The 23,613-nt window shown below is 59.5% G+C and carries 3 protein-coding genes; all 3 read right to left on the minus strand.

The window, feature by feature from the left end; genetic code table 11:
* Positions 1 to 7: 7 nt before the first annotated feature.
* The 3 genes from KTE_RS37580 to KTE_RS37590 are packed head-to-tail and all read right to left on the minus strand — an operon-like array spanning position 8 to position 23,595.
* Complete coding sequence (locus KTE_RS37580) at positions 8 to 4,651, minus strand: non-ribosomal peptide synthetase (protein WP_201390854.1); 4,644 nt, start codon at positions 4,649 to 4,651, stop codon at positions 8 to 10.
* 52 nt (positions 4,652 to 4,703) lie between these two features.
* Positions 4,704 to 15,746, minus strand: coding sequence for a non-ribosomal peptide synthetase (locus KTE_RS37585; protein WP_201390856.1), 11,043 nt, complete (start codon positions 15,744 to 15,746; stop codon positions 4,704 to 4,706).
* Between the two features lie 19 nt (positions 15,747 to 15,765).
* Complete coding sequence (locus KTE_RS37590; RefSeq protein WP_201390857.1) at positions 15,766 to 23,595, minus strand: non-ribosomal peptide synthetase; 7,830 nt, start codon at positions 23,593 to 23,595, stop codon at positions 15,766 to 15,768.
* Positions 23,596 to 23,613: the final 18 nt, after the last annotated feature.

Below are 23,613 nucleotides of genomic sequence, written 5' to 3' on the forward strand. Positions count from 1 at the left end.
ATGATGATCATTCCGCGTTGCCAGGCAATTGGAGGCGTCCAGCCCGGCGCCCCTTGAGTTGCTGGCGCATGACCTGCTGCTCCTTTGTCTTCCGTTCCTTCTCGTCCTCGGTTGCCATCTCCAGACTTACAAGTTGCGCATCTGGCTGGGTGACAATCGAGCGCAACAGGGCTTGATAGCGCTCACAGAATGCCGCTATACGCTCTGCGCGGAAGAGGTCAGTGCTATAGTTGATCGAGCCATACAACTGTTGCTCGTCCTCAGTAATAAAGAGGGCCAGGTCGAATTTGGCCGTGTTGCGCTCACTATCTATTCCCTCAAGTACCAGGCCGGGCAGTTCAGCCTCGGTCATGGGAACGTTTTGCATCACGAAGAGCACGTTGATGAGTGGCGTTCTGCTGCCGACGCGCTTCAGGCGCAGATGCTCAACCACCGTCTCAAAGGGGAGTTCCTGGTGCATGTAAGCCCCCAGGACCATCTCGCGTACCTGCTGGAGCGCTTCTCGAAAGGACATTTTGCCGTTGAGCTTTGTGCGCATAGCAAGGATGTTAATAAAGAAGCCGATTAGCCCTTCGGTCTCCAGGCGCGAGCGGTTGGCGCTATCGGTCCCCACGACGATATCTTCCTGCCCGCTGAGCCGATACAAGAGCACCTGTAAGCCTGACAGTAACAGCATAAAGAGCGTGACTCCCTCTTGCTGGCTGAGCTTCTTCAGCCGCTGCGTCAGCTCCTCATCCAGGCGAAAACTTGCGTGCGCCCCGCGCTGGCTCATGACCTGTGGACGTGGATAATCGCCGGGCAGCTCGACTGCTCGTGCCTCGCTGAGCTGGCGCGTCCAGTAGCGCACCTGCTCGCGCAATACCTCGCCCTGTAACCAGCGCCGTTGCCAGGCGGCGTAATCCGCATACTGGATGGGCAATGGTGCCAGGGGTGAGGGCTGATGCTCCACAAACGCCTGGTAGAGTGCGCTGAGCTCCCGTACCAGGACCCCCATCGACCAGCCATCAGAGATGATATGGTGCATTGAGAGCAGCAAGATATGCTCGTTCTCTCTCTCCTTGAGCAGGGTCGCTCGCCAGAGGGGACCTCGCGAGAGATCAAATGGTTTTTCCACCTCTGCTTGTATCCGCTGCTGTATCCGCTCTTCCCTGTGCTCGCCTAGAGATTCAGAGAGGTCCACGACTTGCAGGTCCACCTGTGCCTGTGGATGCACGCGCTGCACCACCTCCCCATCCTGTTCTTCAAAGGTGGTGCGCAGGCTCTCGTGGCGTTGCTGCAATGCCTGGAGACTCTGCTGGAGTGCTGTGGGATGCAGAGTGCCGCCCAGCCGCACAGCATTAAAGACCGTATAGGCAGTGCTCTGAGGATCGAGCTGATGGAGGAACCAGAGGCGTTGCTGAGCGAAGGAGAGCGGCAGCAGCTCCTCTCGTGAGACTGGCTCAATCCCCGGGATGACTGTCTGCTCCCCTCCTCTGAGTTGGCCCTCGACGCGCTCGCTGAGTTGTGCGATGGTGGGGGCCTCAAAGAGCCAGGGAATGGGGACCTCCACGCCGAAGACCGCCCGCACCCTGGCGATCAGCCGCGTCCCCAGCAGGGAATGCCCTCCCAACTGAAAGAAGTTCTCCTGCCTGCCCAGCCCCTTCCTGCCTAACACCTCTTCCCAGATGCTCAGCATCAGCTCCTCAACCGGGGTACGCGCCTCCTCTCTCCGCTCGGGCGTCGCCTGTGACTCGCGCTCAGGTCTGGGGAGGCGCTGACGATCAAGCTTGCCATTGCTTGTCAGAGGCAAGCGTTCCAGCTGCACCCAGGCACTGGGAAGCATGTAGGCAGGAACCTGAGTCTCCAGGGCCTCACGCAACTGCTGCGCACCGGGTCCCGGCATCTCCCACGGCACGACGTATCCCACGAGTTGCTCGGGTTCGCCCTCCTCCTGCCAGAGCTGGACCACGGCCTCGCGCACCCCTCCATGGTGGCGCACTTGCTCCTCAATCTCTCCCAACTCGATGCGGTAGCCGCGCAGCTTGATCTGGTCGTCGCGTCGCCCGAGGAAGGTCAGCGTGCCCTCCTCGCCCTCGCGCACCCAGTCGCCCGTGCGATAGAGGCGTTGCTTCTCTCCTCCCACGAGAAGCTCGAGGAAGCGCTCCTGGGTCTGCTCGGGTTGCTGGACATAGCCTGCCGCCAGGTCCGCGCCGCCCAGGTAGAGCTCTCCGCTGACGCCGGTGGGCACCCACTGCTGCTGCTCGTCGAGGATGAAGGCCTGCATGTTGGCGATAGGACGACCCAGCGGCACGCTCCGCCCACGCTGCTCCTGGGAAGGAATCGCCACCTGCTCGATGGGTCCCAGCTCATTGATGAGGGCCCCGATGGTGGTCTCGGTGGGTCCATAGTGGTTGTAGAGCCGGTAGGAGCCACCCAGTTGTTGGAGTTGCTCAACCAGCGACCAGCGGAGCTCCTCGCCCCCTAGGAGCAAGTGTGCTCGTGGCAGAACGTCACTTCCGCCACCAGCCAGCAGGGCTTGCAGGTGAGAGGGCACGATCTTGAGCACATCGAGAGGAGAGATGCGTACATAGTCAGCGAAGGCTGCGCCATCACGGATCTGCTCCTCGGAGAGGAGGTGCAGGCAGCCGCCGCAGGCCCAGGCGCAGAAGATGCTGGTATTGCCCAGGTCGGCAGCCAGGCTCGAGACGGTAGCCAGGTGCAGTCCTGGCGTGAGGGCCAGTTGCTCACAGAGAGCCTGGGTATAGTTACTCACGCCCAGGTGGGTGACCTCGACGCCCTTGGGCCAGCCAGTGGAGCCGGAGGTATACATCACATAGGCGATTTGGTGTGGCGTGACCTCCACGGAGGGGGGCGTCTTGGGACAGGTCGCCAGCTGCTCGCCAAGGGTCTCCCAGAGCAGGAGGGGAGCGTTTGCCTGAGGGAGACGCTCCTGGATCTGCGCGCTGCTTATGATGAGAGCAGGCTCGATCTGTTCAAGGAGATGAGCCAGGCGAGCGGTGGGAGCCTCCATATCCAGGGGAACATAAGCCCCTCCAGCCTTGAGTACGCCTAGCAGGCTGATGAGGCCAGTGGCCCCTCGGGGCAGGCAGAGAGCGACGCGCCCACCAGAGTGCAGCCCTCGCTGCTGCAAGAGATGAGCGAGCTGGTTGCTCTGCTGCTCCAATTGCTCATAGCTCCAGAGGTCCAGGTCCCAGCGCAGGGCGGGAGCCTGGGGGTGCTGCTCTGCCTGGTGGGTGAAGAGGGTGTGCAGGGGAGTAAAGGGCCAGTCGCGGCGGATACCTTGCCAGCGGGTCTGAGCCTGGCGCTGCTGCGTTTCGTTGAGGAGGGTCAGGGTGCCCAGGGGGGTCTGAGGCGCCGCGATTACCTGCTCGATGACGTGCTGAAGCATGCTCAGGAGTTGCTGCGCCTGGGTGGAGGTGAAGAGGGTTGGCTGGTAGCGCAACTGGAGCGTGAGGCGCTCGCCCATCTGGAGAACGTGTAAATGGAGGGAGGCAGGCTCTTGCCAGGTGCTCTGGCGCAGGAGGCGAGCTTGGAGACCACCAACCTGCCAGTGCTCAGGCCATTGCTGGTAGGCGAAGCTGAGGGGAAAGCGCTGCTCCTGTCGCTCCAGTTCAGGCGCCAGTTCCTCCCAGCGAAAATAGAGCTGCTTCTCCTGCGCTTCCTGCAATACATGCCCGGTCTGCTTGAGGACCCAGGCGCAAATATGCTGATCCGTGAGAGGCGTATTCAGCGTGAAGGGGACCGTCCAGGCGAGGGGGCCGGCCACAGCCTCCAAGGCCTCATCTGGTCTTCCATCACAGGTGAGACCAATGAAAGGGGTTTCTTTTATTAAGCGCCAGAGCAGGATTTGCCAGCATGCGAGCAAGCAGGCTTCAGGTGTTACTTCGTGATGGTGGCTGAGCGCTAAGAGCTGGCGTTGTTGCGCTATCTCCAGTGTGGCCTCGACCTGCTCAGGTTGTGGTGCCTCTCCCTTGCCTTTATTGACGCTTTTCTTTCTATCAGCCTGAAAAGGAAGGGCCATGTGTATATACTGCGAGAGCTTCTGCTTGCGCCAGAAGGCTTGTTGTTGTTCCGCGTCCTCATCGTGTAAAATCTGGCTTTGCCAGGAGGAGACATCAATGTATTGCAATTCATCCTCGCTAAAGCGCACGTCCTGTCCCTCTTTATATGCTTGGTAGGCTCGCAGCAAGGCGGGAACCAGCAGTTTTAGCGTGAAGAGATCTGTACAGAGGGCGGGCGCGCTTAGCAATAGCGTGTGTTTCTGATCAGTGATGCGGATCAAGGTCGCGCGTACCTGGGGGCCATGCGCTAAATCAAAGTTGCTTCGCTGGTGCTTGTTCCATTGCTCCTCTAAAAGACCCTGCTGTAGCTCTTCATCCAGGTGCGCGATATCGATGAATTGATAGGAGGCCTCGCTGCTATTCAGCACCTGCATGGGGAGTTCCATCCCTGGCGCTGTATAAAATGTGGTGTGAAAGATTTCATAATGCTCCACCACAAGATGTAGCGCTTGCTGAAGGACAACCGTATCCAATGCCCCTTCCAGTGAGAGCGCGCATTGAACGCGATATGCCTGGCTTCCTGGAGCCAACCTCCAGAGATGCTCTTGTTGAAAAGAGAGATGAAACCCTTTTATTGGTATCGCCTGCATCTATCTGTCTACTCCTGACTTCTTCTCTAGCAAAAAAGCATATGAGTACAAATCATCCAAGTTCAATCCCTGTGCGCTCCACCCTCTTTAACCTGCCCTGGCGAGCGCGTGTATTCTGCTGCTTCATCCTTTCCTCCTCTCCTCTTTCACCTGTTGAGCGAATCTCCAGGCTGTCTACTGGCCATTCAGGATGGGCCACGATGTCATCTAACAGGGCTGTATAGCGACTCATTACCTGTGCGATTGTTGCCTTGTCATAGAGATCTGTGCTGTATTGGACGGAACAGCTCAGACCCTCAGCGTTTTCGAGCAAGAAGAGGGCCAGGTCGAATTTCGCGAGGGTCTGCTCGCGATCTACAGACTCCACATGTAGATCTGGAAGTTCGGCATCGGATGCTGGCACGTTCTGCATCACAAAAAGCACATTGATGAGCGGCGTGCGATTGCCCACGCGTTCCAGACGCAGATGCTCGACCACCATCTCAAAGGGAAGCTCCTGGTGCATATAGGCTCCCAGAACCATCTCGCGTACCCCTCGCAGGACATGCAGAAAAACAGGATTTCCGGCTAGGTTTGTCCGTAGGGCCAGTAGATTGACAAAGAAGCCGATCAGCCCCTCGGTCTCCAGGTGGGAACGGTTGGCGCTATCGGTCCCCACGACGATATCCTCCTGCCCGCTGAGCCGGTAGAGCAAGGTCTGCCAACCTGCTAGCAGCAGCATAAAGAGCGTAACCCCCTCTTGCCGGCTCAGTTGCCTCAGCCGCTGAGCCAAGTCCTCTGTGATAGTCCACTCATAGCTTGCCCCCTGCTCGCTACGCATGACCTGTGGTGCCCGGTCTCCTGGGATCTGTACGCTCCTGGCCTCGCTCAACTGCTGGGTCCAGTAACGAATCTGCTCGCGCAGGACCTCGCCCTGCAACCAGGAGCGCTGCCAGAGCGCATAGTCGGCATACTGTATTGGCAGAGGAGGCAGGACGACCTCGCTGCCGGTATGCAGCCCCTGGTAGAGGCTGGTCAGTTCTCGCACCAGGATGGCGCTGGACCAGCCATCGGAGATGATGTGATGCATGCTCAATTGCAGCCAGTGGTCTTGCTCGTCCAGGCGCAGCAGGCGGCAGCGCAGCAGTGGCCCCTTCTCCAGGTCAAAGGGGACGCTGACCTCTTGCGCGCTCAAGGTCTGGGCCTCACGCTGACGCTGTGCAAGCGGGAGGGCTTGCAGGTCGACCAGGGCAATCTGGACCTTGGCTCGGGGGGCTATGACCTGGAAGGGCTCGCCCGCCTGCTGGTGGAAGGTGGTGCGTAAGACCTCGTGCCGCTGGATCACTTGCTCCAGGCTCAGCTGGAGGGCACGCTGGTCGAGTTGTCCCTGGAAGGAGACAGTAAAGGGAATGGTATAGGCGCTGCTCTCGGGAGCGAGCTGGGAGAGGAACCAGAGTCGCTGCTGGGCAAAGGAGAGCGGAAGGCGCTGGTTGCGGGAGACGGGGACTAGTGGTGGAACCTCCCGCTGCTGGTGTCCCTGGCTCAACAGCTGCTGAAGGCGCTTGCTCAACTGGGCGATGGTGGGAGCCTCAAAGAGGGTGCGGACCGGGATGTCGGCGCCGGTCATGTGGCGCAGGCGAGAGATGACCTGGGTAGCGAGCAGGGAGTGGCCGCCGATCTCAAAGAAGTTCTCGAACAGCCCGGGCTGTTCGCGCTGTAAGACCTCTTGCCAGCTCTGCAAGACTAACTCTTCCACGGGCGAGAGTGCATGCTCTGCCTCCTGTGGTTGAATAGCATCGTTATCAGGCGCGGGAAGCTGTTTGACGTCGACTTTGCCATTGGCCATAAGTGGTAGACTGGTCAGGGGCAGAATAAAGGTTGGTAGCATATAGCCAGGTAATTTATCCTGGGCAAAGCGCCTCAGCTCGCTTATGGAGGGGAGGGAGGCTTTTTCGTTGCCTACCAGGTACGCGACCAGGCAGGTCTCTGCTCCCACGTCATTTCTTACCAGTGCAACGCAGGTGCTTACGTCCGGGTGCTCCATAAGTACATGTTCTACTTCGCTCAGCTCAATACGCTGGCCGCGTAGCTTCACTTGCTGATCAATGCGCCCCAGGTATTCAAGCATGCCATCTTCGCGATAGCGGGCCTGATCGCCTGTGCGATAGAGCCGCGCACCCTCACCCGGGCTATAGGGATCTGGTACAAACTTCTCGGCAGTCAGATTGGGGCGCTGCCAATAGCCGCGTGCCAGCCCGCTTCCGCCAATATAAAGTTCTCCAGGCGCCCCAATGGGTACCGGCTGCATATGACTATTGAGCAGGTGGATCTTGCTATTCGCGATAGGGCGCCCAATAGGCACAGCCACCCTCCTCGTTTCGCGTTCACATTCCCAGGCCGTGACCTGAACTGTTGTTTCGGTCGGGCCATACAAATTGATAAGCTTTGCTGGTGAAAGAGCGAAGAAGCGCTCCTGTAGATCCTGCGTGAGGGCTTCACCCCCGCAAAAGACTGACTTCAGGCTCTGGCAATGCTCTATGCCAGGCTCTTGCAAGATGAGGCGAAGCATAGTCGGGACAAATTGAATGGTCGTTATCTGATGCTGCACAATAAGCTTGAGCAGGGCTGCGCTATCCTGGTGACTCTCGGGTGGCGCAAGAATAAGCTGGCTGCCAGCCGCTAAGGGGGCATAGAACTCCCATACTGAGGCATCGAAACTGATGGGAGTCTTTTGTAAGATCCGGTCAGCAGCGGAGAATCTGAAGCGGTCCTGCATCCAATGCATGTGATTACAGATGCCCCCGTGTGTGACCATGACCCCTTTGGGGCGGCCCGTAGAGCCTGATGTATAGATCATATATGCCAGGTGACCCGCGCGAACCTCCACAATCTCCTGGGGATTACTTTCCTCAACTGACCAGTCTTGATCGAGGCAGAAGACCTGGCCCGCGTAGGCTGGCAGGTGCTCACGCAGCAGAGAGTGCGTGAGAAGCACTGCTGCCTGGCTGTCTGCTAGCATAAATGCTATGCGCTCCTGGGGATAGCCTGGATCAAGGGGGATATAGGCTCCTCCGGCCTTGAGAGTTGCCAGCAGGGCTATAACCATGTCCAGGGAACGTTCCATATAGATTCCGACAAGCACATCCGGCCCCACTCCGAGCCTGCACAGATGTTGAGCCAGCAGGTTGGCCCGCGCATTGAGCTGTGAGAAGCTGAACTGCTCATCCTGATAGACCAGCGCGATAGCGTCCGGCGTGCGCGCGACCTGGGCTTCTACCAGGTGATGCAGACAATTTTCTTGTGGAAAGGCAGCTTCGGTCTGGTTCCAATCTAAAAGCACCTGCTGACGTTCCTGCTCGCTGAGCACAGGCAGGGCCTGGATAGAAGCCTGGGGGGTATCCACAATCGCTTGCAGCAGGGTTTGCCAGTGCGAGAGCAGAAGCGTGATTGTACTCTCCTTAAAAAGGTCAAGATTATATTCCATCTCACACCAGAGGCCCTGCGAGGCTTCGGTCAGTGTAAGCGTCAGATCAAATTTCGCCGTGACCCCTGTCTGAGGGAAATCTTCGATCTGCAATCCCAGGGGCCTCTGTTCAGATGCTAGCGAGGAAGCCTGCTGCAAGGTGAACATAACCTGGAAGAGTGGAGAACGGCTCAGGTCACGTTGTGGCTGGATGGCCTCGACGACTTGCTCGAAGGGGAGATCCTGGTGTGCATAGGCGCCCAGACAGACCTCGCGAATCCGCGTGAGCAGCTCTACAAAGGAGGGATCGCCCGAGAGATCACCGCGCAAAACCAGGGTGTTGACAAAGAAGCCAATCAGCCCCTCGATCTCTTGCCGCGTGCGATTAGCGATGGGGGTCCCCACCGCGATATCGAGCTGGCCACAGGAGCGCGCCAATAAGACCTGGAAAGCGCCCAGCAGGGTCATGAAGAGCGTGACGCCCTCACGCCGTGACAACTCGTGCAATTGTGTTAGCAGCCTGGCTGGCAGTATTTGCTGGACGCGTGCGCCTCGCAGCGTCTGGATAGGTGGGCGCGGATAATCAGTTGGCAGGGCCAGTGGCGTAATCCCGCTTAACTGCTCTTTCCAGTAGGCCAGTTGCTCCTGTAAGACCGCCCCTTGTAGCCAGGAGCGTTGCCAGAGCGCATAGTCGGCATACTGTACCGGCAATGGTGGCAGAGGGTTGAGCTCGCCCCGTTGCAGGGCCTCGTAGAGAACGGTCAGCTCGCGCATCAGAATCTCCAGGGACCAGCCATCGGAGATAATATGGTGCATGCATAGCAGCAGGACCTGGTCATCTGTGTCCAGTTGGAGTAGCCAGCCGCGCAAGAGTGGTCCACATGCCAGGTCGAAGGGTTGTGCCAGCTCTTGTTGAACTAGGTTCTGGGCGATGTCTTCACGCGCTGCCGATGGGAAGGAGCGCAGATCCAGAAATGTTAGTTGTGTCTTTGGCGTCGTACCGACCTGCTGAACTGGCTCGCCTTGCGTATTCACAAAGGTCGTGCGCAGGATCTCGTGTCGCTGGACTACTGTATTGAGCGCCCGGTCCAGCGCTTGAGCATCCAACACGCCACGCAGGCGTAAGACACCAGGAATGATATAAGCCGTACTGCCTGGTTCAAATTGATCCAGGAACCAGAGCCGCTGCTGGGCAAAGGAGAGGAGGAGGGGCGAGCTACGGCGTACCGGCACAATGGCTGGCGCCTCTGTCTGCTGCTCCTGGCGCAACTCTCGTTGGAGCTGCGCGGTTAACTGGGCGACGGTGGGAGCTTCAAAGAGTGCTCGCACTGGCACCTCGATCCCTGTCAGGCGCCTGAGGCGCGCGATGACCTGGGTGGCGAGCAGTGAATGCCCACCGATCTCAAAGAAATTCTCGTAGATGCCGAGCTGCTGCTGTGGCAAAACTTGCTGCCAGCTCTGAAGGACCAGTTCTTCCAGTCCATCTCGGGGACCCTGCCTCTCCTCTGTGCCTTTCGCCTCCTCGCCTGCTTGTATATCGGGCAGGAGTTTGCGGTTTACCTTTCCCGAGGGACTGAGTGGCAATCTCTCCATCTCCACCAGCCTGACTGGTAGCATATACTCTGGTAGTTGCTCGCCTGCGTATCTGCGTAGCTCACGTAAGGAGAGTGACTGGCCATCTTTGATGACCACGTATGCCACCAACTGCCTCTCCCGGCCTTCCACACCCTGCACTTTTAGCGCGGCCTCGTTCACCAGCGGATGTCCACTGATAACCGCCTCGATCTCGCCCGGCTCGATACGATACCCCCTTATTTTTACCTGCTCGTCGCTGCGCCCTAAATACTGAATGGCCCCGTCTCGGCCATAACGAGCCAGGTCACCTGTCTTATAGAGTCGCCTGCCTGCGACACGTGCGAAGGGATCAGGGATAAAGCGTTCCGCCGTCAGATCTGGCCGGTTAAAATAGCCACGTGCCAGGCTGACCCCGCCAATATAAAGCTCTCCAGGGACGCCCACGGGTACCAGGTTCAGTGATCGATCCAGGAGATAGATCTCGGTATTATAGATGGGGAAGCCAATGTCTGGTATGACCGTCCACTCCCGGGGCGCGCCCTCTAGCCTCAACGCCGTTACGACGTGGCTCTCCGATGGCCCATACTCATTGATAAGCTCCAGGGCAGGCAGGCGCTCGCAGAAGTCACGAATGGCCTGGTTAACCTGTAATGCCTCGGCGGTCGAGACCACCAGGCGCAGATGTGCTGGCAGCACCTGGGAGAGCGAGTGGGCCTCCGCCAGGTGGAGCAAGGCGGAGAAGGGCAAGAATGCCCTCTCGATGGCGGTCTGATCCATATAACGCAACAAGGCCACCGGGTCCTGCTGCATTTCAGGCGAGATCAAGTGCAGGCTCCCACCGGCATACCAGGTCGAGAAAGCCTCCAGAAACGAGACATCGAAGCTCAGCGATGAGAATTGCAATACCCGCGCTGGCTCGCTATATCCCGGTTGCGCATACTGCCATTCAACCAGGTTCCTCAAGGCCCGGTGAGGCATGGAGACCCCTTTGGGCCTCCCCGTCGAGCCAGAAGTAAAGATAATGTAGAGTAGCTGCTCAGCATTGCCCGCGCCACCTGGATTCTCTCCGCTCTCTTGCGCAATATACTCCCAATCCTGTTCAACATCTATGCTCTGAAGGTTGGGTAGAGGGAAGAGGGTTGCGAGCTCAGGCTGCGTCAGCAAGACAGAGACGGCGGCCTCTTCGAGCATAAAGGCCAGGCGCTCCGCCGGATAGGCTGGGTCGAGCGCCACGTAGGCTCCCCCGGCTTTAAGGATGCCCAGCACACAGATAAAGGCCTGTATTGAGCGTGCGACGCATAGACCCACCGCCGTGTCTTGCGTTATCCCTCGGGTTTGCAGGTAGTGGGCAAGCTGATTCGCGCGCCTGTTTAGCTCGCTGTACGTAATCTGTTCGCCATCATTGAGCACGGCCACAGCGTCTGGCGTGCGCCTCGCCTGCTCGGCAAAGAGTTCATGCAGGCACATCTGTGAGGAAGAGGTGACCTGCGTGGCATTCCAGGCGTCGAGTATCTGCCTGCGCTCCTCCTCAAGGATCAGGGGAATATCCTTGATGCGCTGTTGCGGATGGCTCACAAGCGTTTCTAGCAGTAACTGATAGTGCTTCAGGAACCTGACCATTGTCTCTTCATCGAAGAGATCGCTGCAATACTCGACCTCGCACTCCAGTTCCTGGCCAGTATCAAAGAGCGAGAGCGTCAGATCAAACTTGGCGGTCTCATCTCTAGCTTGTATGGGACTCAGACTCAGGCCGTGTAGCTCTTCTGTCGCGGACTCAGCGTGGACCAGGATAAACATCGCCTGGAAGAGTGGCGAACGACTGAGATCTCGCTCGGGCTGGAGCACTTCGACCAGCTTCTCAAAGGGCATTTGCTGGTGTAGGTATGCCTCCAGGGCCACCATTCGCGTCCGTTGTAGCACCTCTTCAAAGGATGGATTTCCCGTGAGGTTGCCACGCATTACAAGTGTATTGGTGAAGAAACCGATGAGTTCTTCTACCTCCGTATGGTTACGCTCCTCGATAGGCGTCCCGATAGCGATATCGTCCTGGTCAGTATAGCGGGCAAGGAGGACCTGAAAGGCTGCTAGTAAGAGCATAAACAGGGTGGCGCCGTTGTCCTGGCTTAACTTTTTCAATGCTTTGTTGCATGCCGCAGGCACGACCAGCGAGGTAGAAGCGCCATGCAATGACTGTCGCGGCGGACGTGGCCGGTCCGTTGGCAATGACAGAGCTGGAATGCTGTCGAGCTGTCGTGTCCAGAAGTCTAGTTGTGCCTGGAATACCTCTCCCTGGAGGCAGTTGCGCTGCCAGGCGGCAAAATCGGCGTACTGGATGGGTAGCTCGGAGAGTGAAACAGTCTCTCCGCCTGTAAATGCATTGTAGAAAGCCGCCATATCACGCTGCCAGAGCAGGTGTGACCACGCATCTGAGATAATATGGTGAGCTGTATGCAGCAACACATATTCATCTTCAGCTCTCTTGATCAGCGTCACACGCATCAGGGGTCCATGTGCTAGATCGAAGGGAGCCTGCGCCTCCAGCCTCGCCAGGCGCTCTTCCTCCTCTGCCTGGTTCTGCCCCGCCAGTCGGCTCAGGTCAATCCAGGTGACATCGACCTGGCTAGTTGGGTGAATGATCTGTACCGGCTCCCCGTCTCGGGTAGCAAAGGTGGTACGTAGCACTTCATGTCTGTTCACCACCGCCTGTAAGCTCCGCTCAAAGGCGCCGGCTACGAGAGTGCCTTTGAGCTTCAGAGCCATTGGCACATTGTAGGTCGCCTGCCCCGGCTCTAACTGGTCAAGGAACCAGAGGCGTTGCTGGGCGAAGGAGAGTGGCAGCGGCTCCTCTCGCGAGACTTGCCCGATTCTCGGAATGGCTGTCTGCTCCCCTCCTCTGAGCTGGCCCTCGACGCGCTCGCTGAGTTGTGTGATAGTAGGAGCCTCAAAGAGCCAGGGAATGGGGATCTCCACGCCGAAGACCGCCCGCACCCTGGCGATCAGCCGCGTCCCCAACAGGGAATGCCCGCCTGCCTGGAAGAAGTTCTCCTGCCTGCCCAGTCCCTTCCTGCCTAACACCTCTTCCCAGATGCCCAGCATCAGCTCCTCAACCGGGGTACGCGCCTCCTCTCTCCGCTCGGGCGTCGCCTGTGACTCGCGCTCAGGTCTGGGCAGGCGCTGACGATCAAGCTTGCCATTGCTTGTCAGGGGCAAGCGTTCCAGTTGCACCCAGGCACTGGGAAGCATGTAGCCCGGAACCTGAGCCTCCAGGGCCTCACGCAATTGCTGGGCACCGGGTCCTGGCATCTCCCACGGCACGACATACCCCACGAGTTGCTCGGGCTCGCCCTCCTCCTGCCAGAGCTGGACCACGGCCTCGCGCACCCCTCCATGGTGGCGCACTTGCTCCTCAATCTCTCCCAACTCGATGCGGTAGCCCCGCAGCTTGATCTGGTCGTCGCGTCGCCCGAGGAAGGTCAGCGTGCCCTCCTCGCCCTCGCGGACCCAGTCGCCCGTGCGATAGAGGCGTTGCTTCTCTCCTCCCACGAGAAGCTCGAGGAAGCGCTCCTGGGTCTGCTCGGGTTGCTGGACATAGCCTGCCGCCAGGTCCGCGCCGCCCAGGTAGAGCTCCCCACTGACACCGGTGGGCACCCACTGCTGCTGCTCGTCGAGGATGAAGGCCTGCATGTTGGCGATGGGACGACCCAGCGGCACGCTCCGCCCACGCTGCTCCTGAGGAGGGATCGCCACCTGCTCGATGGGTCCCAGCTCATTGACCAGAGCCCCGATGGTGGTCTCGGTGGGTCCATAGTGGTTGTAGAGCCGATAGGAGCCGCCCAGCTGTTGGAGTTGCTCAACCAGCGACCAGCGGAGCTCCTCGCCCCCCAGGAGCAAGTGTGCTCGTGGCAGAACGTCACTTCCTCCCCCCGCGAGCAGGGCTTGCAGGTGCGAGGGCACGATCTTGAGCACATCGAGAGGAGAGGTGCGTGCATAGTCAGCAAAGGCTGCGCCATCACGGATCTGCTCCTCGGAGAGGAGGTGCAGGCAGCCGCCGCAGGCCCAGGCGCAGAAGATGCTGGTATTGCCCAGGTCAGCTGCCAGGCTGGAGACGGTAGCCAGGTGCAGCCCTGGCGTGAGGGCCAGTTGCTCACAAAGGGCCTGGGTGTAGTTACTCACGCCCATGTGGGTGACCTCGACGCCCTTGGGCCAGCCAGTGGAGCCGGAGGTATACATCACATAGGCGATTTGGTGTGGCGTGACCTCCACGGAGGGGGGCGTCTTGGGACAGGTCGCCAGCTGCTGGCCGAGGGTCTCCCAGAGCAGGAGGGGAGCGTTTGCCTGAGGGAGACGCTCCTGGACCTGCGCGCTGCTTATGATGAGAGCAGGCTCGATCTGTTCGAGGAGGTGAGCCAGGCGAGCGGCGGGTGCCTCCATGTCGAGGGGGACATAAGCCCCTCCAGCCTTGAGCACGCCCAGCAGGCTGATGAGGCCAGTGGCCCCTCGGGGCAGGCAGAGAGCGGCGCGCCCACCGGAGCGCAGGCCGTGCTGCTGCAAGAGATGGGCGAGCTGGTTGCTCTGCTGCTCCAATTGCTCATAGCTCCAGAGGTCCAGGCCCCAGCGCAGGGCGGGAGCCTGGGGGTGCTGCTCTGCCTGGTGGGTGAAGAGGGTGTGCAGGGGAGCAAAGGGCCAGTCGCGGTGGATACCTTGCCAGCGGGCCTGAACCTGGCGCTGCTCCTCTTCGCTTAGCAGGGGCAATGTATGTATGGGTGCTTCCGGGTGCTTTATCGCTACGGTAAGCAGCTGTACAAATAATTTGCCCAGATAGTGGATTTGCTGTTCCGCAAAGCGCGAAGCATTGTACCGAAGCCGGAATTGTAGCGCGCCATCACGCTCCTGAATATGCAGTTGCAACTGGAATGGCTCTAGATGGCTCTCCTGACGCTGGAGCGAGAATGTGACAGGATTGTCGGTGCCGGGATTCGGCCAGGACTCATAGGCAATGCTTGCCGGGAAGTAGCGCGGCTCGCGCGTAACCGAAGGCGTGTTCTCCCAGGTGAAATAGAGCTGTTTTTCAAGGGATTGCTGATAATCCTGCTCAAGCTGCTGGAGATGCCAGGCGAAGGAGCGACCCTCCATGATGCGTGTGCGAACCGGTACCATGCGAGCATAGGGGCCTACGAGGTCCGCAAGCTCTTCATAAGGGCGCCCGTCGTAGAGCATGCCCAGCACTATATCCTGATTATGCGCCAGGCGCCATAAGAGCATTTGCCAGACCGTCAGCAGCAGTGTCTCAGTCGAGACCCCTAAATGCTCTCTCGCGCTCCGCATTGTTTGTTGTGCTGTGTCTCCTAGAGCCAGCGCAACATGTCGAGGTTCAAACGTGAGCTGCGCTGGTCCCTGCCAGTCTGGCACTTGCCTGCCCTGCTCGCGCGCAAAAGGCAGGGTCATACCCTGGAGCTGAGAGAGATCTATCTTGCGCCAGTGCGCGAATTGCTCCTCCGCCTCATCCTCTTGGAGCAGTTCATTCAGCCAGGCGGTGACGTTCACATACTGGAGCGGCTCTTCCTCATCTTCATCATCCTGATGACGCGAGGCGTCTGCATATGCTTGCGAGATGGCGATACTGAGCTGTTTGAGCGTCGTCATATCGGCGCAGAGGGCATGTACGCTGAGCAAGAGAATATGCGCTTGAGGAGCCAGGCGCAACAATTGCGTATGCAGCAACGGCCCTATTTCCAGGTCAAAGGGACGCCACAGCAGATCCTGCCAATGCTCTTCTAACGCGCTTTCTTGTGCCGTTGCATTAAGCTGCTCAAGACTGATAAGCGGGCATGCTACTTCAAGCTGTTCGCCGATTACCTGTACGGGTAGCTCCATACCGGGCACGCGCTCAAAGGTCGTACGCAGGATCTCGTGGCGCTGGCAAACATGCTGTAGCACCTGTTGCAGAAGGCGAGGATTTAGATCGCCCGTGATCTTCAGCGCGCACTGAACACGTAGCCATGGTTTATCCTGCAACCAGGGCCAGAGACGAGCCTGCTGTGGCGAAAGGTGAGCACCTCTTTTATCGGTTTTTTGCATCTATCTCTTTGCTCCTCATCTAAGAAAGATCAGTACCATCTTTAAAGCCTTTGAGCTTGCTCAGATGCTGACTCAAGCGCTTCTTCTGTTGCGTAGCGCGTAACTGCTTTTCTTCCTGGGTGTAGTAATCCAGCGTGTCTATGACGCTATCAGGGTGGGCCACAATGTTGCGCAGCAACTCATTGTAGTGGCTCATGATCCTGGCGATTGTCTCTTCTTCATACATGTCTGTACTGTAATTCAGGCCGCAGGCCAGGCCCGCTCCAGGTACCTCAGTCACAAAGAGGGCCAGGTCAAATTTCGCGAAGGTCGTGCCGCTATTAATTGAGTTCTCGTGCAGATCGGGCAATTCGACCTCGATGGCAGGTACGTTCTGCATGACGAAAAGGGTATTCACAAGTGGTGTTCGGTTGCCCACGCGTTCAAGGTGCAGATGCTCGACAACTATCTCAAAGGGAAGCTCCTGGTGGGTATACGCCCCTAGTACCGTTTCGCGGACCTCATGCAGAATGTCTCGAAAAGGTGCGTTGCCAATCACCCGTGTTCTTAGCGCTAGCAGGTTGACAAAGAAGCCGATCAGTCCCTCGGTCTCCAGGTGGGAACGGTTGGCGCTATCGGTCCCCACGACGATATCCTCCTGCCCGCTGAGCCGGTAGAGCAAGGTCTGCCAACCTGCTAGCAGCAGCATAAAGAGCGTAACCCCCTCTTGCCGGCTCAGGTGTTTTAGCTCCCGGGTCAGATCTTCCGTGATAGTCCACTCGTAGCTCGCCCCTCGCTCGCTGCGCACGATCTGTGGTGCCCGATCTCCTGGGATCTGTACGCTCCTGGCCTCGCTCAACTGCTGGGTCCAGTAACGAATCTGCTCGCGCAGGACCTCGCCCTGCAACCAGGAGCGCTGCCAGAGCGCATAGTCGGCATACTGTATTGGCAGAGGAGGCAGGACGACCTCGTTGCCGGTATGCAGCCCCTGGTAGAGGCTGGTCAGTTCTCGCACCAGGATGGCGCTGGACCAGCCATCGGAGATGATGTGATGCATGCTCAATTGCAGCCAGTGGTCTTGCTCGTCCAGGCGCAGCAGGCGGCAGCGCAGCAGTGGCCCCTTCTCCAGGTCAAAGGGGACGCTGACCTCTTGTGCGCTCAAGGCCTGGGCCTCACGCTGACGCTGTGCAAGCGGGAGGGCTTGCAGGTCGACCAGGGCAATCTGGACCTTGGCTCGGGGGGCTATGACCTGGAAGGGCTCGCCCGCCTGCTGGTGGAAGGTGGTGCGTAAGACCTCGTGCCGCTGGATCACTTGCTCCAGGCTCAGCTGGAGGGCACGCTGGTCGAGTTGTCCCTGGAAGGAGACAGTAAAGGGAATGGTATAGGCGCTGCTCTCGGGAGCGAGCTGGGAGAGGAACCAGAGTCGCTGCTGGGCAAAGGAGAGCGGCAAGCGCTGGTTGCGGGAGACGGGGACTAGTGGTGGAACCTCCCGCTGCTGGTGTCCCTGGCTCAACAGCTGCTGAAGGCGCTTGCTCAACTGGGCGATGGTGGGAGCCTCAAAGAGGGTGCGGACCGGGATGTCGGCGCCGGTCATGTGGCGCAGGCGAGAGATGACCTGGGTAGCGAGCAGGGAGTGGCCGCCGATCTCAAAGAAGTTCTCGAACAGCCCGGGCTGTTCGCGCTGTAAGACCTCTTGCCAGCTCTGCAAGACCAGCTCCTCAAGAGGACCGAGCAGGCGCGCTTCATCCTGTTGCTCCGTGGCCTGCCATGTGACCGCAGGCAGCTGCCGTCGATCCACCTTGCCATTGGGAGAGAGAGGAAGGGCATCCAGCAGTACAAACTGCGCTGGCAGCATGTACTCTGGCAGCCGCTCCTTGAGCGCGCTTCTCAGCTCGCCCTCGCTGCCCGGCTGCACGACCTCGCCCGCCTCTGGTACGATATAGGCCACCAGGCGCTTTTCCTCCCCCGTCTCGGCTCGCAGGACTACCACGCTCTGCTTGATCTGCCGCTGCTTGTTGAGCGCCGCTTCGATCTCCCCCAGCTCGATACGGTAACCGCGCAGCTTGACCTGCTCATCCTGTCGCTCGACAAACTCCAGTTGTTCATCACCCCGGTAGCGCACGCGGTCCCCCGTGCGGTACACCCTGGCACCCGCCTTGCCACCGTAGGGATCAGGCACAAACACGCCCGCCGTCTTCTCCGGCTCGTTGAGATAGCCACGACCAACCCCCATCCCACCCACATACAGCTCACCAATAACGCCCGCTGGCACCGGCTGCATCTGCTCATCCAGGACATAGAGCTGGGTGTTGGCAAGCGGCCTGCCGATGGGCACCCGCCACGTTCCCGCCTGTTCCTCTGGCTGCTGGAGGACGGCGTGAGTCACATCATCGGAACACTCGGTGGGTCCATAGGCGTTGAGCAGGGCGGGCAGGACCTGTTCCTCGCGCCACCAGCGGCGGCATAGCTCCACCGGCATGGCCTCCCCCGTCACGCTGACCCAGCGCACCCGGCTCTGGGAGAGCACCTGCCCACCTTCTTGATCGAGGAGCGCTCCCAGCAGGGAGGGGACGACTTGCAGGATGCTGATTCCACCTTCCTCAACGGCGCGCAGGAGCTGCCAGGGATCATGGGCCACTGCATCGGGCAGGATGGCAACCCGTCCCCCATGCAGCAGCCCGGCGAACAGCTGCCAGACAGAGATATCGAAGCACTGCGAAGCGGTCTGGGCCACCACATCCTCCTCTCCCAGGGAGAGGGCCTCGACCTTGGCCCAGAGATGGTTGCGCATGCCCTGCTGAGTCACCATGACGCCCTTGGGCTGGCCGGTGGAGCCGGAGGTGTAGATGACATAGGCCAGCTGCTCGTCCAGCAGCGGAGGTTCGACCCAGGTCTCGTGCTCTGAGGTCTCAGCCAGCTCGTCCAGGCACAGCACGCGTGTGCCCTCCGAGGGCAAACCATGGCGGAGCTGGCTCCTGGTGAGGAGCAGGGGCAGGGCGCTCTGCTGGAGCATGGTCTGCACGCGTTGCTGAGGATAGGCAGGGTCCAGGGGGACAGAGGCCCCGGCGCAGCGCCAGGTGGCCAGGACACTGATCAGGAAGGCAGCTGAGCGTTCGAGATAGAGGCCAACCAGGGTCTCGGGACCCACGCCCAGGGCCTGCAAGCGCCGGGCCAGCCGCTGCACCTGTTGTTGGAGGGCGGCATAGGTAAGCTGTCCATCGGGACCACTCACGGCGAGCCGGTCAGGGAAGCGCTCTGCCTGCCGGGCGAGCAGGGCATGGATATGCAGTGGTGCCTCCCATTCACGCCGGGTCTGGTTCCATTGGACCAGGAGCTGTTCGCGCTCGGTGGGTGAGAGGAGTGCGAAAGCCGAGAGGCGCTGGCGTGGCTCAGTGACCAGGGTCTGTAAGAGTTGCTGCCAGTGCTGCATGAGTCGCTGGATAGTGGTGGCATCGAAGAGATCTGTGTTGTACTCGACGCTGGTCTGGAGTCCCTGCTCGCTCTCCTGCACCTGTACGGTAAGGTCAAATTTGCTAGATCTGCGCTCAAACTCGACCACCTCCAGGGTGGCTTGATCGAGAGCCATGTTCTGCTGGGGGACATTCTGCAAGGCGAAGAGAACCTGGAAGAGGGGAGCATAGCTCAGCGAGCGCTCGACGGGCAGGCTCGTGACGACCTGTTCGAGGGGCACATCCTGGTGGGCATAGGCTCCCAGGCAGACCTCGCGCGTTCGGGCCAGCTGCTCCAGGAAGGTAGGATCGCCCGAGAGGTCGCCGCGCAGGGCCAGGGTATTGACAAAGAGACCAATCAGGCCCTCCAGCTCGCGGTGGCGGCGATTGGCCACGGGGGTCCCGATCACCAGGTCGCTCTGGCCGCTATAGCGCATGAGCAGGAGCTGGAAGCTGGCGAGCAGGGTCATGAACAGGGTTGCTCCCTGCTGCTGGCTGAGCGCCTCCAGCCCTTGCCGCAGCTCTTGTGCCAGGTGGAGACTGAACTCGGCTCCTACATAGCTCTGGACCTGTGGGCGCGGGCGGTCGGTGGGCAGGTCCAGCAGAGGTGGGGCATCCGCCAGGTGAGCCTGCCAGTATTCAAGCTGTTGTTGCAACTGCTCATCCTGGAGCCACTGGCGCTGCCAGAGAGTATAGTCGGCGTACTGGATGGGCAGGGGAGTCAGTTCAAGTGACTCACCGCGCACGGCGGCCTGGTAGAGCGTGGTGAATTCGCGCACGAGGACGCCGATGGACCAGCCATCGGAGATGATATGATGCATATTGAAGAGCAGGATATGCTCCTGGGGCTGAAGGCGTAGCAGGCGTACACGCAGGAGGGGACCGTGCGCGAGATCAAAGGGGCGATGGACCTCCTCCCGCGCCAGTTGCTGTATGAGTTCTTCTCGCTGGTCCGGCACGAAGCCGCTTAGCTCGATGAGTAGGACCTGGAGAGGGATATCTGTCGCGATATGCTGAATAACCACATCCTGTTGAGTGATAAAGGTGGTGCGCAGGCTCTCGTGCCGCTTGACGATCTGCCGCAGGCTTTGCTCCAGGGCTTCAAAGGAGAGGGAGCCCGTGATCCGCAGCGCCGATGGAATCGTATAGGTGATATTACCTGGCTCCAACTGGTCGAGGAACCAGAGCCGCTGCTGGGCAAAGGAGAGAGGAAGCAGTTCTGGATGAGCCATAGGCACCAGCGGAGGGAGCCCCTCGGAGGACCCAAGCTGCTGTAGGGCTTCGATGCGTTGGGCCAGCTCGGCGATGGTGGGGGCCTCAAAGAGGGTGCGCAGGGCCAGTTCCACTCCCAGAGCCTGCTGGACATGTGCAATGACCTGCATTGCCAGTAATGAATGCCCTCCCAACTCGAAGAAGTTATCGGTGATACCCAGGTGTGGGCGTAGCAGCAGCTCGCTCCAGATGGAGGCTAGCTGCTGCTGAAGCGGGGTCACTGGCGCGGCATAGCGCTCCCGCTGCCAACTTGACTGGTGTTCCTCGGGTAGGGGCAGGGCCTTGCGGTCCACCTTGCCATTGGTCGTCAGGGGGAGCTGCTCCAGGGCGACAAAATGGGTGGGGAGCATGTACTCGGGCAGGCGCTCTTTCAAGAATGCGCGTAGCTCCTGTTCGCCTCCCGAGATGGCCCGCTCTTCCTCGGTGACTACATAGGCTACGAGCCGCTTCTCCGCGTCTTCATCCCCCTGGACAAGCACAATGCTTTGCTTGACGCGAGGGTGCTGGTTAAGAACAACTTCGATCTCTCCCAGCTCAATGCGGTAGCCGCGTAATTTTACCTGGTTATCCAGGCGCCCGAGATATTCGAGGGTGCCATCAGTACGATAGCGCGCTAAATCGCCTGTGCGGTAGAGTCGGTCGCCTGCCAGCGTACTAAAGGGGTTGGGAACAAAGCGCTCGGCGGTTTGCTCGGGTCTCTGCCAATAGCCTCTCGCCAGGCCGAGGCCTCCGATGTAGAGCTCGCCGATTATGCCTATGGGAACTGGCTGTTGCTGAGGGTCGAGCACGTAGAGCTGGGTATTGGCGATAGGTTTGCCAATTGGCACGCTCCCTTGCTCTGGCGCCTTTCCCGCAGGCACTTCATAGACGCAGCATCCCACCACGGTCTCGGTTGGCCCATACTCGTTGATCACGCGACAGTTCGGTGCCCACTGCTGCCACCAGGCAAGCGTCTTATAGCCAAGCGCCTCGCCACCAAGTATAAGAACCTGGGCACTCTCTGCCAGTTCTTGCTGCAAGTGCGTCGTGCTTAACGCTTCCAGGTGGGCCGGTGTCACCTTCAAAAGGTTCCACTGTGGGCGCTGCTTCAGCCTCTCCACCAGTCCTTCCAGGCCCTGCCCCTCGCCCAATATTTCCACTGCTTGCCCACTCAGCAGGGGGAGGAAGATGCTGGTCACGGTCAGATCAAAGCCAAGGGGAGAATGCAGGAGCGCGCCCCTCCCTGGTTGCGAGCAATACGCCTGCCTGGCCCAATGCACATAGTTTACTAATCCCTGCTGCGTTATCATGACCCCTTTGGGGCGCCCGGTAGAACCCGAGGTATAGATCATATATGCCAGGTTCTGGGCCGTGCCTCGCCAGCTTGGAGCAGTATTCTTCTCCTGGGTTAACTGCTCCTGAAGCTGATCCAGGTGCACCTCCTCTATACCGGGCAGGGCGAGTGTATGGGTTATCTCGTCCTGTGTGATGAGCAGCGATATGCTGGCGTCGTGCATGATGAAGGTGAGTCGCTCTGGAGGCAGCCCCCCATCGATAGGCACGTAGGCGCCCCCAGCTTTGAGCACGGCCAGGATTGCTACAAGCACCTGCGGCGAGCGCGGTAAACAGATGCCCACACGTACTTCTGGACCGACGCCATGCCGACGCAGATAATGTGCCAGGCGATTCGCCTGGCTATCCAGGTCCCAGTACGTGATCTGCTCATCTCCCCATAACACCGCAATGGCAGCGGGGGTGTGCTCCACCTGCTCTTCAAAAAGCTGCTGGACCCCCCGCTCAGAGGGATATTCAGCCCAGGTGGCATTCCACTCATGCAAGATAAGGCGCTGTTGCTCCGCATTGAGTAGTTGCAGGGCATGCAGCGTTATGTCAGGATTGACAAGCACCTGCTCTAATACATGCTGCCACTGCATAAGGAGGCGCTGCATATCCTCCTGCTCAAAGATGCTCTGATCATAGTGGAGGTTTACGCTCATGCTCGCCAAACTTTTCAAGCAGGCAAGGGCGACATGAAAGCGATCCTGATAGATTCCTTGCTCCGCGACTCTCCATGTGATACTGCCTTCTTGCCAGGGAGGTGGCAGCGTCTCATAGGCGAAGCCATAGGGACAAAACGGCTCCACGCCCTCGATACTTGCCTGCACCCGCTGCCAGCTAAAGTATTCTTGCCAGGCATGGCCCTCATCGATCTTCCTGGCTGTTTGTTCCACTACTTCACGAAATAGGGCGCCTGCGGGAAACCGATAGACAAGGGGCAGGGTTTTGGCAAAGGTGCCGATGGCCGCCGCTAACTCTGCATACTTCCGTCCATCGTGCTCTGTGCCAATCAGCAGCGTCTCCTGGGCCGTCAGGCGCGAGAGGACGCTGCCCCAGCAGGCCAGCAGGATGCTACTCTCGGTAACATCCAGGCGCCGCGCCAGATCGCGCAATTGCCTAAGCAGTGCTGGTGCAAGTTCAAGGCTACAGCTCTGAGGGATAAAAGGTAGCAGCTCATTTGCCAGGTGCGCATAGGGAAGGGAAGCGGGATGCTGTAATGCTGCGCCATTTGTGCGCCAGTAGACTCGCCCTGCTGCTGCCTCTTCGGCTTCCAGTACCTCGTATTGCCACTCCGCCAGGTCGGCATACTGATATGGCTCCTCGTCCTCCTGGCGATCTTCCTCCGCATACTCCTGGCTCAATTCTTGCAGCAAGATATGGCATGTCTGCATATCCGCATTCATGGCCGCCAGGTCCCAGAGCATCCAGTGCTGTTGCGTATCACAGCGCATTATTTCTACCCGCCAGGCAGGCCCTTTAGCGAGATCGAGAGGCCTGTTGCGGAGCGCTTCACATGCGCTGAGCAGTTCCGCCGCCTGTTTCTGCGAGGAGAGGTGAGAGCAATCATGCACATTCAGCGAGAGCTGTGTTTCGGGGTTGATGACCTGTACTGGCATGGTAAACGCTGGGAGCGTGGGGAAATCCGTGCGTAGAATCTCATAGCGCTCGACCAGGCGCTGCATGGCTCGGCGCAAACGGGAGACATCGAGAGACCCTTCTAGCTGGATGGTGAGGTGCGTACGGTAGGGAAAAGTCTCCTCTCCGTGCATCAGCGCGCACAGATGCCGTTGCTGTGGAGAAAGGCGAAAGCTCTCTCTGAGTGTCTCCTGCATTAATGGTCGCTCTCTTTC

It is taken from the genome of Ktedonobacter sp. SOSP1-85 (genome assembly GCF_016587415.1).
In the GTDB taxonomy this organism is placed as follows: domain Bacteria; phylum Chloroflexota; class Ktedonobacteria; order Ktedonobacterales; family Ktedonobacteraceae; genus Ktedonobacter.